At 61.9% G+C, this 14,792-nt stretch carries 12 protein-coding genes; 7 read left to right on the top strand and 5 right to left on the bottom strand.

Features of this window, described 5'->3' with window-relative positions; genetic code table 11:
- Window positions 1–10: 10 nt before the first annotated feature.
- On the bottom strand, window positions 11–1,660 hold the full coding sequence (locus F599_RS0109320) for an ABC transporter permease (protein ID WP_019543261.1): 1,650 nt from the start codon (window positions 1,658–1,660) through the stop codon (window positions 11–13).
- On the bottom strand, window positions 1,653–2,777 hold the full coding sequence (locus F599_RS0109315; RefSeq protein WP_019543260.1) for an ABC transporter ATP-binding protein: 1,125 nt from the start codon (window positions 2,775–2,777) through the stop codon (window positions 1,653–1,655). The genes F599_RS0109320 and F599_RS0109315 overlap by 8 nt, the downstream gene beginning before the upstream one ends.
- 351 nt (window positions 2,778–3,128) lie before the next feature.
- Here F599_RS0109315 and F599_RS0109310 point away from each other — a divergent pair, with 351 nt between their 5' ends.
- From F599_RS0109310 to F599_RS0109295, 4 genes are all read left to right on the top strand, one after another.
- A complete protein-coding gene (locus F599_RS0109310) occupies window positions 3,129–3,884 on the top strand; it encodes a YdcF family protein (RefSeq protein ID WP_019543259.1) in 756 nt (251 codons plus the stop codon).
- A complete protein-coding gene (locus tag F599_RS0109305) occupies window positions 3,881–5,239 on the top strand; it encodes an MATE family efflux transporter (protein ID WP_019543258.1) in 1,359 nt (452 codons plus the stop codon). The genes F599_RS0109310 and F599_RS0109305 overlap by 4 nt, the downstream gene beginning before the upstream one ends.
- A 184-nt stretch (window positions 5,240–5,423) precedes the next feature.
- Window positions 5,424–6,776, top strand: coding sequence for a phosphohexomutase domain-containing protein (locus F599_RS0109300; protein ID WP_019543257.1), 1,353 nt, complete (start codon window positions 5,424–5,426; stop codon window positions 6,774–6,776).
- Window positions 6,777–7,020: 244 nt separating this feature from the next.
- On the top strand, window positions 7,021–8,481 hold the full coding sequence (locus F599_RS0109295) for a glucose-6-phosphate isomerase (RefSeq protein ID WP_019543256.1): 1,461 nt from the start codon (window positions 7,021–7,023) through the stop codon (window positions 8,479–8,481).
- A 111-nt stretch (window positions 8,482–8,592) separates the two neighbouring features.
- Here the strand turns inward: F599_RS0109295 and panB are convergent, their stop codons facing one another.
- Together panB and F599_RS0109285 are read right to left on the bottom strand one after the other, a co-directional pair.
- Window positions 8,593–9,405 (bottom strand): 3-methyl-2-oxobutanoate hydroxymethyltransferase, encoded by an 813-nt coding sequence (panB, locus tag F599_RS0109290; RefSeq protein WP_019543255.1) that lies wholly within the window; start codon window positions 9,403–9,405, stop codon window positions 8,593–8,595.
- Window positions 9,406–9,410: 5 nt separating this feature from the next.
- Window positions 9,411–10,286: a Rossmann-like and DUF2520 domain-containing protein gene (locus F599_RS0109285; protein WP_019543254.1), complete on the bottom strand. Its 876-nt coding sequence runs from the start codon at window positions 10,284–10,286 to the stop codon at window positions 9,411–9,413.
- Window positions 10,287–10,616: 330 nt separating this feature from the next.
- Between F599_RS0109285 and F599_RS0109280 the strand changes: the two genes are divergently transcribed.
- The 3 genes from F599_RS0109280 to F599_RS0109270 all read left to right on the top strand — a co-directional run bounded on the left by F599_RS0109280 (window position 10,617) and on the right by F599_RS0109270 (window position 12,582).
- A complete protein-coding gene (locus tag F599_RS0109280) occupies window positions 10,617–11,174 on the top strand; it encodes a gamma carbonic anhydrase family protein (RefSeq protein ID WP_019543253.1) in 558 nt (185 codons plus the stop codon).
- A 64-nt stretch (window positions 11,175–11,238) separates the two neighbouring features.
- Window positions 11,239–12,066 carry a flagellar brake protein gene (locus F599_RS14035; RefSeq protein WP_019543252.1) on the top strand — a complete coding sequence of 276 codons (828 nt, stop codon included), beginning with the start codon at window positions 11,239–11,241 and terminating at the stop codon, window positions 12,064–12,066.
- Window positions 12,067–12,165: 99 nt separating this feature from the next.
- Window positions 12,166–12,582 (top strand): C-GCAxxG-C-C family protein, encoded by a 417-nt coding sequence (locus F599_RS0109270; RefSeq protein ID WP_019543251.1) that lies wholly within the window; start codon window positions 12,166–12,168, stop codon window positions 12,580–12,582.
- 191 nt (window positions 12,583–12,773) lie between these two features.
- Here the strand turns inward: F599_RS0109270 and F599_RS0109265 are convergent, their stop codons facing one another.
- Window positions 12,774–14,264, bottom strand: a complete 1,491-nt coding sequence (locus tag F599_RS0109265) for a class I adenylate-forming enzyme family protein (RefSeq protein ID WP_019543250.1) — start codon at window positions 14,262–14,264, stop codon at window positions 12,774–12,776.
- Window positions 14,265–14,792: the final 528 nt, after the last annotated feature.

The following is a 14,792-nucleotide window of genomic DNA, read 5'->3' as shown; positions in this document are numbered from 1 at the left end:
TCATCGGAGTTTACAGCGTCACATCGCGGCGGCCGGAGACCTTGAAGAAGATCACCATCGCCGTGATGGTCGTGAGTGTGAGGATTGTCGAGAGTGCGGCGGCTGTGCCGTAGCTCGCGCGGATGACCTCGGTGTAGATGGCGACGGACATCGTCTTCGTCGCGCCGGTGAAGAGGATGACGGATGAGCTCAGTTCGTTGATCGCGGTGATCCAGGAGATGATCGCGCCGCTCATGACGCCTGGAAGCATCATGACCGCCGTGACCTTGAAGAACGTCTTGAGTGGTGACGCGCCAAGGCTGATGGAGGCCTCCTCCATGCTCGGACTCAGCTGATAGAGGATCGCGGAGCTCGAGCGCAGCGTGTACGGCAGGCGCCGGATGACGAGCGAGATGATGATGATGAACGCCGTGCCGGAGAGCAGCAGCGGCTCGTCGTTGAAGGCGAGGAGCAGCGTGATGCCGAGGACGGAGCCGGGGATGATGTACGGGAACATCGTCAGCGTGTCGATGATGTCCGTCAGCCAGCTCTTGCGGCGCGTCGTGAGGTAGGCGACCGTCATGCCGAGGAAGATGATGATGACGATCGCGCTCGTGCTGAAGAGGTAAGTGTTGCGGATGGCGGTGCCGAGGGACTCGAAGATCGTGCGGTAACTGTCGAGCGAGTAGCCGTCGACGAAGATGGAGCCGCTCGTCTTGAGGAACGACGTGTAGATGACGACGAGCTGCGGGATGAGCGAGAGCGCGACGAGCAGGTAGATGCAGGCGTGCATGAGCACGTTCTTCCAGCCGTGCAGTGCGCCCGTCTGCATGGGGCGCAGAGAGCTCATCGTGAATGATTTGCGGTTGACGATGTATTTCTGCACCATGAAGATCGTCGAGGTGATGAGCACCATGATGGCGGCCATGGCGGCGGCGAAGTTGGCCTGATCGCCAACCTCGTTGATGAACTCCGAGTAGATCATGACTGGCATGACGTTGAAGCCCTCGCCGATGAGCATCGGCGTGCCGAAGTCCGCCATGGCGTTCATGAAGACCATGAGCGCGCCTGCGAGGATGGTCGGTGTGATGAGCGGGATGATGATTGTCACGACTTTGCGGATGCCGCTGCAGCCGAGACTTTCCGCCGCCTCGATGAGGGCGGAGTCGATGTTCTTCATCGCGCCCGCGACGTAGAGGTAGATGAACGGATAGAGCTTGAGCGTCAGCACGAGCAGGATGCCGGCGAAGCCATAGATCGATGGGAAGTCGATGCCGTAGTCCGCAAGCCAGCGCGTCAATATGCCGCTGCGCCCGCCGATGAGGATCCAGGAGTACGCGCCGATGAAGGGCGGGGAGAGCAGCGAGATGATGATGCAGACCTCGACGACGCTCTTCGCGCGGACGCGATAGAGCGTCATGAAATAGGCGAGCGCCGTGCCGATGAGGACGGCGAGCAGCGTCACGCAGGTCGTGACGGAGAAGCTGTTGATCATCGACTGGTAGTAGTATTTGCGCTCGAAGAAGTGCGCGAAGTTCGCCAGCGACCAGCTGCCGGTCGCCGCATCCTGGAAGGCGCTCACGAAGAGCGAAAAGAGCGGGTAGATGAGGAAGAGGCCGAAGACGGCGATGGAGAGCAGCGTGATGCCCGCCCAGAAATCCCAGCGAAATCTCCTATTCATGACGCACCACACCTTCCATCAGGCTGTGGCTGCCGTCGGCGGTGAAGACGTTGATCTTCCGCGCGTTTGGCCGCAGCGTCACCGTGTCGCCCGTCTCGAGGATCTTTTCCGCGTGGCCGAGGTCCTGGCTGAATTCGATGGAAGGCTGCTTCGGCAGCACCAGCTCCTCGGGGAATGTGAGGCCGTAGGTGATGTATTTGCCGAGGAAGACCTTGCTGTGCACCTGGCAGGTGAGGCCGTCGCCCGGCGCGCGGATGGAGAATTCCTCCGGGCGCACGGCGACAATGACGGGCATGCCGTCCGTCGCCTCTGACGAGAGATTCGCCATGGGCACCGTGTAGCCGTCGGCAAAGACGATCGCCTTTGTGCCGCCGGCGTCTCGTACTGTCGCGCGGAAGAGGTTCGAGTGGCCGATGAAGGTCGAGACGAAGACGTTGTAGGGGCGCGTGTAGATCGTGTGCGGCGACGCCGTCTGCTGGATCTCACCCTTCTTCATGACGGCGATGCGGTCGGAGATGGAGAGCGCCTCCTCCTGGTCGTGCGTGACGTAGACCGTCGTGATGCCGACCTGCTTCTGCACCTCGCGGATGGCCGAGCGCATCTCCACGCGCAGCTTGGCATCGAGGTTCGAGAGCGGCTCGTCCATCAGGAGGACGCTCGGATGGATGACGATGGCGCGCGCGAGTGCGACGCGCTGCTGCTGGCCGCCCGACAGGCGTTCCGGCAGGCGGTCCTGATACTCTGTGATCTGCACGACGTCGAGTATCTTGTCGACCTTGCGCTTCATCTCGTCCTTCGGCACTTTGCGGAGCTTCAGTCCGTACTCGACGTTCTCGCGCACGGTGAGATGCGGGAAGATCGCGTAGCTCTGGAAGACCATGCCGATATTGCGCTTGTGCGCGGGGATGTCGTTGATGACCGTGTCGTTGAACTTGATTTCGCCGCCCTCGATCGTATTGAAACCTGCGATCATGCGCAGCAACGTTGTCTTGCCGCAGCCGGACGGACCGAGCAGGGTGAAGAACTCGCCGTTCTCGATGCTCTCGGAAAGCCCGGGGATGATCGTGAGATCCCCGTAGCGCTTGATGACGTGGTCTGCTTGGATTGCGACACTCATGTAGTTCGCCTCCCTTTTTCTTTTCGGAAGCAGGATTCTTTCGCGCTTCCTGGTAGGTGTCTTTCTTGATTCTTAGTATAGGAAATGAAAAACGTAAAAACAATCCAAAAATAAGGATAATTATCGCTGAAAATGAACAAAACAATTGCAAGTGCTACGCGAGAATGCGCTGAGGCGCTGAGGCGGCGTGCGGCTTTCCTTTCTTTTTTTAGGAAAATTTGTTATAGTAGACTGCACGAGCGTCCGCATTGCGGGCGCTAGGGCCCCTCTCTTGGCTGCTGCCCGGCGGTCTGTGGGGCGTCGCGCGTTATGCGGGAAGGGGCGGGGATATCTTGCCGTGGAGGGAGATTCATGGTTTATTTTCTGAAGTTCGGCGCGAGCTGGGTGCTGCCGCCGGGCATTTTCATCGTGATATTCTTCGCGCTCGCGTGGTATGCGTGGCGGCGGCGGGAGCGCCGGCTCGCCGCGTGCCTCGCGGGCGTGACGTTTGTATTCTATCTGCTCTGCACGGGGCTGGTGGCGGAGCGGACGCTCGGCAGCCTCGAGCAGGCGTATCTGCCGCCGGCGGAGCCCGCGGGCGACGTCATCATCATGCTCGGCGGCGGTGCGATGCCGGACTCGCCCGATGTCGATGGCGTGGGCGCGCTCTGCGCGAGCCCCGCGAACAGGCTCCTCACGGCGGTGCGCCTGCAGCGGAAGCTCGGCGTGCCCATCCTGCTCTCGGGCGGGCAGGTCTACGAGGATACGGGCGCGGAGGCGAAGATCGCGCGGCGCATGCTCATCGACCTCGGCGTGCCGGAGGAGCAGATCCTCGTCGAGACGCGGAGCGTCAACACGACGCAGAACGCACGCTACTCGGCGGAGATCCTGCGCGCGCAGGGGCTCACGCAGCCGATCCTCGTGACGAGCGCGTTCCACATGAAGCGCGCCGTGCTCAATTTCAAGAAGCAGGGCATCGATGTCGTGCCGTATCCGGCGGATTACCAGGTCACGCATCATCCCGTGTTCCACTATACGAAGCTGCGCCCGCAGACGGAGGCGCTGCTCGACAATGTAACGGTGCTGCAGGAGACGCTGCGGACACTGGTGACGAGGTATCTTGAATGACGAAAAATCTCACGGAGGGCGAGCCCGCGCGGCTCATCCTCTTTTTTACCCTGCCGCTCATCGCGGGCAATATCTTCCAGCAGCTCTACGCGTTCGTCGATACGCTCATCGTCGGGCGGTTCCTCGGCGTCGCGGCGCTCGCGGCCGTCGGCTCGACGGGGCCCTTGATGTTCCTCATGCTCGGGTTCGTCATCGGCTTTTCGACGGGGCTCTCCATCTATACGGGGCAGCGCTTCGGCGCGCGTGACGAGGCGGGCGTGCGGCGGAGCGTCGCCGCGTGCGCCGTGCTCTCGCTCTTAGCGAGCATCGTGCTCACGGCTGGCGGCGTCTTTTTCTGCCGCCAGTTCCTCCTCTGGATGCAGACACCGGCGGAGATCATGGAGGGCGCGTATTCCTTCATCAGCCTCGTCTACGCGGGCATCTGCCTCTTCGTATTCTACCAGACGCAGACGAACCTCGTGCGCGCGCTCGGCGACAGCAAGACGCCGACCATCCTGCTCGCCGCAGGGCTCTCGCTCAACATCGTATTCGAGCCGATCGCGATCCTCGTGCTCGGCTGGGGCATCCCGGGCGCGGCGCTCGCGACGCTCGCCTCGCAGGTCTGCGGCAATCTGCTCTGCCTCGCGTTCATCCTGCGCCGCGTGCCCGCGCTGCACACGCATCTCGCGGACTGGCGGCCGGATCTATCGCTCTACTGGGCGCATCTGCGCATCGCGCTGCCGATGGGCTTCCAGTCGAGCATCATCGCGATCGGCGCCGTCATATTGCAGGTCGCGCTCAACCACCTCGGGCCGACGGCCGTCGCCGCCTACGCCGCCTCGCAGAAGATCGAGTCCATCGCGATGATGCCGATGATGTCGTTCGGCATCGCGATGGCGGCCTATACGGCGCAGAACTACGGCGCGCGAAAGTTCCACCGCATCGGCGAGGGCGTGAGGAAATGCAGCTACATGTCGCTCGCGTTCGCCGTGGCGGCGGGCGCGGGGCTCATCGCGTTCGGCCCGTCGCTGCTCGCGCTCTTCGTCGGCGCAGGCGAGCAGGAGGTCATTTCGCTCGGTCAGGAGTACCTCATCGTCAACGGCGTCTGCTACTGGATCCTCTCGCTGCTCTTCATTTTCCGCTACACGCTGCAGGGGCTCGGACAGAGCGTCGTGCCGACGATCGCCGGCATCATGGAGCTTCTCATGCGCGCGGGCGCGGCCATCTTCCTCGTGAGCTCGCTCGGCTATCTCGGCGCCTGCCTCGCGAATCCCATGGCGTGGATCGGCAGCTGCGTGCCGCTCGCCATCGCCTTTTTCTGGACGTGGCGCAGCTTCCGGCGGCGCTACGGGAGGGCGGAGGACGCGCAGGCGTGAGGCGGCCGCCGCTGTGACGCGGCCCATTTTGCCCGGCTCCAAGGATTTTCCAGGAAATTCCGCAGCAAAACAGGAAAATAGGCGATGAACCGCGAATAGGATAGTATGGAGTAAGTGAAATCCGTCTGTTTGTATTGAGGAGCGCGGCGGCCGCCGTGTTTCCCTGGCTATGGGGGGTTATCGTATGAAAATCAGCAATAAAGGTTTCGGCGCTTACGACATCCGCGGCATTTATCCTGAGGATGTCAACGAGGAGCTCGCGTACCGCATCGGCCGCGCGTTCCCCGGTCTCTTCAACGCGAAGAAGGTCGCCGTCGGTCACGACATCCGCCTCTCGGGCCCGTCGCTGCGCGACGCGCTCGTCAAGGGCCTCACGGAGGCGGGCTGTGATGTCATGGACATCGGCCAGTGCGGCACGGAGATGATCTACTTCACGACGGCGCACTTCGGCCTCGACGGCGGCATCATGATCACGGCGAGCCACAACCCGAAGGAATACAACGGCATGAAGTTCGTGCGCAAGGAGTCGCGCCCCATCTCGAGCGACACGGGCCTCAAGGAGCTCGAAAAGGCCGTCATGGAGGGCACGTTCGCGCCGCAGGCCGCGACGGGCAAGGTCGAACAGAAAGATGTGCTCGACGTCTATGTGGATCACATCCTCTCCTACATCGACCTCTCGCAGCTCAAGCCGTTCAAGGTCGTCGCGAACACGGGCAACGGCGCGGCCGGCCCCATCATCAACGCGCTCGAGAAAAAGCTGCCGTTCGACATCGTCAAGGTCTACAACGAGCCGGACGGCAATTTCCCCAACGGCGTGCCGAACCCGATCCTGCCGGAGAACCGCGAGGCGACCGCGAAGGTCGTGCGCGAGAGCGGCGCGGACGTCGGCGTCGCCTGGGACGGCGACTTCGACCGCTGCTTCCTCTTCGATGAGAAGGGCGGCTTCATCGAGGGCTACTACATGGTCGGCTTCCTCGCCAAGGCGTTCCTGCAGAAGAACCCGGGCGCGAAGATCATCTACGATCCGCGCCTCATCTGGAACACCATCGAGATCTGCGAGGAAAACGGCGGCGAGGCGGTGCTCTGCAAGAGTGGCCACGCGTTCATCAAGGACAAGATGCGCAAGGTCAACGCCGTCTACGGCGGCGAGATGAGCGCCCATCATTATTTCCGCGATTTCTCCTACTGCGACAGCGGCATGATCCCCTGGCTGCTCGTGCTCGAGCTGCTCTCCCAGGCGGGCGGCAAGTCGCTCTCGGATCTCATGAAGGAGCGCATGGAGAAATTCCCGATCTCCGGTGAGATCAACAGCAAGGTAGCCGACGCGCAGGCCGTGCTCGACCGCATCGAGAAGGACTACGGGCCGAAGGGCAAGGTCACGAAGGTCGACGGCCTTTCCGTCGAGTTCGACAACTGGCGCTTCAACCTGCGCAAGTCGAACACGGAACCGGTCATCCGCCTCAACGTCGAGACGCGCGGCGACAAGAAGCTCTGCGAGGAAAAGACGGCGGAGCTCCTCAAAGAGATTCGCGCGTAAGTGTCTCATAAAATTACAGATTGCGGAACAATTTGCGTCCAATGATACAAAATCGCTGTGGCTGGTTCACAGCGATTTTGTTCAATGCTATAATGATGGCGGGATAAGAATATCCGACTGAAGGCGAGGCAATCGCTGCTGCAGTCCCCGCGGCGGCTGTCCGCGCGCGACGGCAAACGTTTGTTGCGCGCGGCGCGCCGTTCGCTGCCAGCGGTTCCGACAAGAAAAGGAGTGTCATTTCTACATGAGTCTGAAACTGAAATCCGGTTTTGAATTTGACTATGACAACCTCTACGGCGAGGGCAAGGTCACAGACGCCGACCTCAAGTCGTACGAGGCTGACCTCAAGCGCGCCCACGAGGCGATGAAGGTCATGCGCGAGAAGGGCTTCATCCGTGCGCACCTCAGCAAGGACGGCGAGCCGGAGAAGGTGCTCTTCTCCCAGCTCCCCTACGTCGAGGAGGGCCATCTGAACTCCCCGAGCTCGATGAAGCATCTGCAGGAGCTCACCGACCACGTCAAGGACAACGTCGACGTCGTCGTCTCGCTCGGCATCGGCGGCTCCTACCTCGGCGACAAGGTCATCTTCGACGTGCAGTGCGGCGAGTTCTGGAACAGCATGACGAAGGAAGAGCGCGGCGGCTTCCCGAAAGTCTATTTCAGCGGCAACAACATCGACCCGCAGCGCACCTATGATCTCATCCACTACCTCGAGAAGGCGGCCGAGGTCAAGAAGTGCCATGAGGGCGGCAAGCTCAAGGTGCTCCTGCTCGTCATCTCGAAGTCCGGCGGCACGCTCGACACGATGTCGAACTTCATGGTCATCTACGACGAGCTCGGCAAATGCGCCGACATCGACCAGGAGGTCGTCGCCGTCACGGATCCGAACATGGAGAACCAGACGCTCCTCAAGAAGCTCGCCATCGAAAAGGGCTGGCCGCAGTATGCGGTGCCGGACGGCGTCGGCGGCCGTTTCTCCATCTTCTCGGAGGTCGGCCTCACGCTCGCGGCCTGCGTCGGCTTCGACATCCAGGCGTTCCTCGACGGCGCGAAGGACATGGACAAGGCCTGCCAGACGGAAGACCTCTGGCAGAACCCCGCGATGCTCAACGCTGCGCTCAAGTTCGCCGCGAGCGAGAAGCACGGCCGCGACATCGAGGTCATGATGCCCTACGGCGACTACATGGAGTCCATCTCCATGTGGTATATCCAGCTCCTCGCCGAGTCCCTCGGCAAGCAGTACAACCGCGAGGGCAAGGAAGTCTGCTACGGCCGCACGCCGATCGTCGCCGTCGGTACGCGCGACATGCACTCCATGACGCAGCAGCACCAGGAGGGCCGCCTCAACAAGGTCATCCAGTTCCTCAAGGTCAAGAACTGGAAGCACGACTACAAGATTCCGAACGTCTTCCCCGAGGCGAAGAAGCTCGCCGACATCGCCGGCGTCACGATGAGCGACGCCCTCGAGACCGCGCGCCAGTCGAACGCCGACGCGCTCACGGGCAACCACCGCTACAACGCGACGTTCACGCTGCCGGAGCTCAACGCCTACCACCTCGGCGAGCTCCTCTACATGCTCGCGATGTCCATCGCCTACGAGGGCGAGCTCGCGGACGTCGATGCGTTCAACCAGCCGGGCGTCGAGGCCTACAAGAAGATCATGTGGCCGCGTCTCAACGAGCTGAAGAAGGAAATGGATCGATAAGCTGCAGGAATCTGCGCGGCCCAGTCCCGCGCACAGCGCCTGCGCATGAAAAAAGCCGCCTGCGGGCGGCTTTTTTCATGCGGATATTCCGGTACAGGCGGGGCGTCTGCCTCAATCCTTTGCGGGCGCACCGAACGCGTGCGCGGCGTCGGGGAACGCGCCGGACTTGACTTCGCGGTCGTAGGCGGCGAAGGCTTCTTTCATCTCTTTGCCGAGCTCCGCGAAGTGTTTGACGAATTTCGGCGTGTAGTCGCTGAACATGCCGAGCATGTCCATGTAGACGAGGATCTGCCCGTCGCAGGCGTCGCCCGCGCCGATGCCGATGGTCGGGATGGTGAGCTCTCTCGTGATGCGGGCGGCGAGGTCCGCGGGGATGCACTCGAGGACGACGGCGAAGGCGCCCGCGCGCTCGACGGCTTTCGCGTCCGCGAGGAGCTTTTGGGCGGCGTCTTCGCTCTTGCCCTGGACGCGGTTGCCGCCGAAGGCGTTGACGGACTGCGGCGTCATGCCGAGATGGGCCATGACGGGGATGCCGGCGGCGGTGATGGCGTCGATCTGCGCGCAGACGGCCGCGCCGCCCTCGAGCTTCACGGCGTTCGCGCGGCCCTCCTTCATGAGGCGGCCGGCGTTCTCGACCGCCTGGGAGGCGGAGACCTGGTAGGACATGAATGGCATGTCGATGACGACCATCGTGTCGTGGCAGGCGCGCGCGACGGCGCGGCCATAGGTGATCATGTCCTCCATCGTGACGGAGAGGGTGTCTGGGTAGCCGAGCATGACGTTGCCGAGCGAGTCGCCGACGAGGATGGCGTTGATGCCCGCGGCCTCCTCGAGCTTGGCGGTCGTGTAGTCGTAGCAGGTCAGCATGGAGATTTTCTCGCCGGCGGCTTTCATCTTGGCGAATGTCTTGACGGTGTTTTTCATTGGACTCATCCTTTCCCGAGACGGCGTGCCGTCTCTGCTTCGAGAAATTCTTTGATGGACGAGTCATCGCGCTCCGGATGGCGTGCGCCTGCGAGCGGCAGGAGCTTCGCGGTGAGGAGGAGGTAGAGGAGCTGATCCTCGCGCGCGCCGAGCGAGGCGAGGTGGGCGCGCAGCGTGCCGAGGTCGCCGCGCTCGACGGGGCCCGTCAGAGCGTCCCTCGCGCCCGCGGCCGCGACGCTGCGCGCGTTGCCGAGAAAGAGCGGGGCGAGCGCCGCGCGCGCGGCAGCCTCGGAGAAGCCGCACTGCGTGAGCAGCGTCTCGCCCGCGGCGAAGAGCGCGCAGACGAGGTTGCTCACGGTTGCGGCGGCGAGGTGGTAGCGCGCCTTGTCCTCTCCTTGGATGATCTGCACATGGAGCCCTGCCCGCTCGAGCAGGCTGCGCAGCGCAGATCGCCTCTCCTCCGGCCCTTCCAGGGTAAAAAAACAATCCGCTAACTCGCGATAGGACCGGTAGCGGTCGCTGATGGCGAGCAGCGGATGAACGGAAAAGCCAGAGGCTCCTTTTTGCTCGATGCCCGGGAAAGCGGCGGCTGCTGTGAGCGCGCCGCTTGCGTGGCAGAAAATCTTTCCCCGGATATCCCCGCGGGCGAGCGCCTCGTAGGTGGGGCGGATGCTCCCGTCGGGGACGGTGAGGAACAGCACATCGCTCTTCGAGAGGACGCCTGCGGCGTCCTCGTAGACATTCGATGAGGTGAACGCGGCGGCTTCGCGCGCGGATCGGATGCTGCGGCTGTAATAGCCTGTAACTTCGATGCCATGCGTGCGGAAATATTTGCCGAGGGTGAAACCGGCCTTGCCTGCGCCGATGAAACCAATGTTCATACACATCACTCCTTTCGTGATGTGCTGCTCCGGGGGGAGAAAAATAGTACAGTTTCCTTCGCGGAATACCGTCCATCCTTATTAGCCTAGCACAGGGCAGGGGGCGCGTCAATGAGGAAGCGCGGCTCCGTATGGACAGTATATCCCCAGGCGCAGCGCGCTTGGCGGGGCGTGCTTCCGGCGGGCGCAAGATGCCCGCGAAATGGAGGCTTGCGCGCTGCGCATTGCATGATGCGGGGCGGCGGCTACCTCTTTTGCGGCAGCGTCTGCTGTGTTATAATGGATTTGTTTGGACTTGAAATTGCTTTGACTTGTTAGGAGCGATGCGGTATGTATACTCTTCCGAATGATGGTTATATGGGCAAATTCCCAGAGATTGACGCGGAGGCGTTCGTGGCGCCGGGGGCGGTCGTGCTCGGTGATGTGAAGATCGCAAAGTACGCGAGTCTCTGGCCGGGCGCGGTCGTGCGCGGCGATGTGAGCTATATCCGCATCGGCGAGGCGTCGAATGTCCAGGATGTCGCCTGCCTGCATGTCGCGGATGAGGGGCCGTGCATCATCGGTGACTATGTGACGATCGGTCACGGCGCCATCGTGCATGCCTGCACGGTGGGAGACAATGTGCTCATCGGCATGAACGCGACGGTGCTCACGGGCGCGAAGATCGGCAGCGGCTCGATCATCGCGGCGGGCGCGCTCGTCAAGGAGAACGCGGTCATCCCGCCGAACTCGCTCGTCGTCGGCGTGCCGGGCGAGGTGAAGAAGCAGATCAACCGCGTCGAGGCCATCCATGCGCAGGCGGTCAAGTACAAGACGGCCTGGGCACTTGGCTACGGCGTCGCGCCGCATATCGGCGGCGAGCTCTATCACGGCGAGCAGATTGTCTGAGATGCGGGTGAGATGACCGCGCCCCATCGCGGGCGGGACGCGGCTGGGGAAAGGGGACATTCTCATGACGAAGGATACGAAACGGGCGGAGGATGTCCTGCATCCCGGGCAGTTTCTCCGCCTGCAGACCAGCGTGGCGGATGCGCCCGTCGAGGTTTCTGGGCGGCTGCAGGAGATTGCCTGCCGGTATCTCGCGGTGGCGCTCGATGTGGCGGCGGATGTGTTCTGCAGTGCGCCGCCTGCGGGGACGGAGGTTGCCTGCGCAGCGGCGGGGGATGGCTGCGTCTATCGGTTCACGGCGGGACTGCGCGGTAGCTCGCGCCTGCCACAGCGCCTGTGGTTCCTCGAGCGGCCGGCGACGGTGTCGCGTATTCAGATGCGCCGCTATGTGCGCGTGCCGATCAGCCTGCCGCTCGCCGTGCGCCTGCCGGGGGATCATGGCAGCCTGCATGACGCGGAGGAGGTGGCGCTCGTCGATATCAGCGGCGGCGGGCTTTGCTTCGCGCGTGCGGAGGAAGTCATGCTGGCGGCGCAGATCGCCATCGACATCCCGCAGTTGCCGCAGTACGGGCGGCTGGCCGCCGTCGCGCGCGTCAAGCGCTGCACGCCGGTTGAGACGCCGACGGGGCGCGTCTACCATGTCGGTGTCTCACTAGAGAAAAGCCTCACGGCCCGCGAGCAGGAGCGTTTGATTCAGAGCGTCTTCACGCTGCAGCGGAGCTATCTGCGGCGCGGCCTGCGCATGCCGTGTATGGATCATACGGCGCGCAGGGAAGCTGCGGCTGCTGAGTCGATGGCCAGGCGGACGGCACACGGCGGATCTGCGACCGATGAGCCGTTGGCGAAGCGGACGGCGTGCGGCGCGGCTGCGGATCGCGCGCCGCGTACATAGATGGTTGTGCGGGCAGAGCGGGCGGCGGTCATACGCCTGCTGACGCGGGCATAGGTGCCGCCTGCGCGTGGCGCACAGGAGAAGGAAAGGCGGAGCAAGATGGAAGAACGGTCAGAGAAAGCCGTCGCGCTGATGAAAGACGGCTATAATTGCGCACAGGCGGTGGCTTGTGTCTTTGCAGAGGAGGCAGGAGCGGACAAGGCGACGGTCTTCCGCATCGCGGAGGGCTTCGGCTCCGGCATGGGCACGATGCAGGGCGTCTGCGGCGCGCTCGTGGGGGCCGTCATGCTCGCGGGGCTCTCGCGCAGCACGGCGCACCTCGAGCACCCGGACTCGAAGCCGCAGACCGCGGCGCTCGCGCGCACGCTCATGAAGGCGTTCGAGCAGGAGGCAGGCGCCATCTACTGCAAGGATCTCAAGGGCGTGGCGACGGGAAAACCGCTGCTTCCCTGCCACGATTGCGTGCGCCTCGCCTGTCGGCTCGCGGCACGGGAGGTCTTTCCGGTGAAAGCGTAACGGGCGGATGGGGGTGTCGCAGGCATTGGGGAGATTCCTCAATGACGGGCCAGATTTTCCCAAAACATGACGGCGTGCCGCATAGAGCGGCACGCCGTCATGTTTTGGGAAGGATACCTATTTAGGTGAAAGTGGTTGCGGGGCACGAGTGGACTGCCTGTCTGCGCTGCGCGCAGGACAGACACCGCAGCTTATTTTTTCAGCGCCTTCTGATCCATGAATTCTTTGAGGATGACGCGTTTCGCAATCTTTCCTGTCGCCGTGCGCGGCAGGTGCGGCAGCTCGTGGTACTCGCGCGGAATCTTGTAGAGTGCGAGGTTTGCCTGGAGGAATTTCTTGAGCTCGCGGATGTTGATCGTCGCGCCCTCGTGCAGGCTGTAGAAGCAGGCACCCGCCTGACCGCGCAGCTTGTCCTCGATGCCGATGACGGCCGCTTCGGCGATGCCGGGGAACTGATAGATGAGCTCCTCGACCTCGCGCGGATAGATATTTTCACCCATGCTGATGATCATGTCCTTGAGTCGGTCGATGATGTAGAAATAGCCGTCCTTGTCCCGGCGTGCGACATCGCCTGTATGGAAATAGCCGCCGCGCATAGCTTCCTGTGTGGCTTCCTCATTGTTCCAGTAGCCGAGCATGATGTTCGGCCCCTTGACGAGGAACTCGCCGGCCTCGCCGTAGGGAACATCGTTGCCGTTGGCATCGACGATGCGCCAGTCGATGTTTTTCACGACCGGGCCGATCGAGCCGACCTTGGCATGGCCGGGCGGGTTCATCGTCACGACAGGGCTCGTTTCCGAGAGACCGTAGCCCTCGCAGATATCGACGCCGAATTTCTCCATGAAATCCTGCTCGATCTTGAGCGGCAGCGTCGTGCCGCCACTGACGACGAGGCGCAGCGTATGCATGTCCTCCTTTGTCGTGAGCTTCGTAAGGAGGCTGCAGATCGAAGGAACTACGTAGAGATCGTTGATGCCCTCGCGGCGGATTGTGCTGATCGTCTCCTTTGGCGTGAACTGATCGAGGATGACGACAGTTGCGCCGCAGTAGAAAGGATAAATCGCTGAACAGGTCCAGCCGAAGGCGTGGTACATCGGCAGCACGCAGAGCACTTTGTGCTCCGGGCGGCAGTGCATGATCTCCATCTGCTGCGCGTTGGCAATGAGATTGCGGTGTGAGAGCACGGCGCCCTTCGGCGTGCCCGTCGTACCCGACGTATAGATGATCGCGCAGGGATGCTGATCGTCAAAGGCAGCCGGGAGGGCAGGGGCGGGAGGCAGATCGGGCTTTTTCTTGCTCACGAGCTTGATATCGTGCTGTGTGACGCGCGCATCGTAGCGCAGCTGCGCGAGTGCGTCGACGAGGTTCAGCGGCTGGTAGGTCAGGATCTCCTTGATGCCCGCATCCTTGATGATGAATGCGACTTCGCGTGCCGAAAGCTGAAAGTTGATTGGCACGGCGAGCGCACCGAGGCTCACGATGCCGAAATACGCGAAGACGAAATCGGCGCTGTTGCGCGAGAAGATGCCGACGCGGTCGCCCGGGCGGACGCCTGCCGCTGCAAGGCGGTCGCGGCAGTTCTCCACAGCCTGGGCGAATGCTTCATATGTATAGCGTCGTTCATGATCGATGATGGCGAGATCCTCTGGACGGCCCTGCTTGGCGAGATCTTGTACGAACATAAATAACCCTTCTTTCTATTATCATTTGGGAACAAGATAAATTTTATACTAGGTACTAAATAAAGTAAAGCAAAAAACTTTGTGAAAACGAAAAAACTTTGTGAAAAAAGTATTGACAGGGAGCATCGAACCGTGTAATATATTATGAGTCGGCGGCAGACAGCCACGAGCGCAAAAGCCGCTGGCAGCCGGATCCCAAGCGGCCTTGAGAGCTTGCGAAAATAAATTCAAAAGGTTCTTGACAAGCCGAAACGGATGAGGTAATATATAGAAGCTGATTCACGAAAGGCGCACCGCGCCGGAGGGAATCGCGGGTGTTCTTTGAAAACTAAACAATGCAGAACATCATGTATCATATGATGTAAAGCCAGATGTCGAGATGCGAGAGCATCTAACATCGATTACTATGAACATATAGCAATCGGCAATTTCTTTGCTGATATAGCAATATATCGGTCCAAAAGAGAAATGAGAGCCAATCGGCTTTCCATATTTCATGGAGAGTTTGATCCTGGCTCAGGACGAACG

It is taken from the genome of Selenomonas bovis DSM 23594 (assembly GCF_000381005.1).
Lineage (GTDB): Bacteria > Bacillota > Negativicutes > Selenomonadales > Selenomonadaceae > Selenomonas_C > Selenomonas_C bovis.
The sequence above is the reverse complement of the archived record's forward strand: the minus strand, read 5'-3'. Positions and strand labels throughout refer to the sequence as shown.

What these genes read in the sequence shown, in the direction of transcription:
- F599_RS0109320 (WP_019543261.1), bottom strand. Translation starts at nt 1,660, where the DNA reads ATGAATAGGAGATTTCGCTGGGATTTCTGGGCGGGCATCACGCTGCTC.
- F599_RS0109315 (WP_019543260.1), bottom strand. Translation starts at nt 2,777, where the DNA reads ATGAGTGTCGCAATCCAAGCAGACCACGTCATCAAGCGCTACGGGGAT.
- F599_RS0109310 (WP_019543259.1), top strand. Translation starts at nt 3,129, where the DNA reads ATGGTTTATTTTCTGAAGTTCGGCGCGAGCTGGGTGCTGCCGCCGGGC.
- F599_RS0109305 (WP_019543258.1), top strand. Translation starts at nt 3,881, where the DNA reads ATGACGAAAAATCTCACGGAGGGCGAGCCCGCGCGGCTCATCCTCTTT.
- F599_RS0109300 (WP_019543257.1), top strand. Translation starts at nt 5,424, where the DNA reads ATGAAAATCAGCAATAAAGGTTTCGGCGCTTACGACATCCGCGGCATT.
- F599_RS0109295 (WP_019543256.1), top strand. Translation starts at nt 7,021, where the DNA reads ATGAGTCTGAAACTGAAATCCGGTTTTGAATTTGACTATGACAACCTC.
- panB (WP_019543255.1), bottom strand. Translation starts at nt 9,405, where the DNA reads ATGAAAAACACCGTCAAGACATTCGCCAAGATGAAAGCCGCCGGCGAG.
- F599_RS0109285 (WP_019543254.1), bottom strand. Translation starts at nt 10,286, where the DNA reads ATGAACATTGGTTTCATCGGCGCAGGCAAGGCCGGTTTCACCCTCGGC.
- F599_RS0109280 (WP_019543253.1), top strand. Translation starts at nt 10,617, where the DNA reads ATGTATACTCTTCCGAATGATGGTTATATGGGCAAATTCCCAGAGATT.
- F599_RS14035 (WP_019543252.1), top strand. Translation starts at nt 11,239, where the DNA reads ATGACGAAGGATACGAAACGGGCGGAGGATGTCCTGCATCCCGGGCAG.
- F599_RS0109270 (WP_019543251.1), top strand. Translation starts at nt 12,166, where the DNA reads ATGGAAGAACGGTCAGAGAAAGCCGTCGCGCTGATGAAAGACGGCTAT.
- F599_RS0109265 (WP_019543250.1), bottom strand. Translation starts at nt 14,264, where the DNA reads ATGTTCGTACAAGATCTCGCCAAGCAGGGCCGTCCAGAGGATCTCGCC.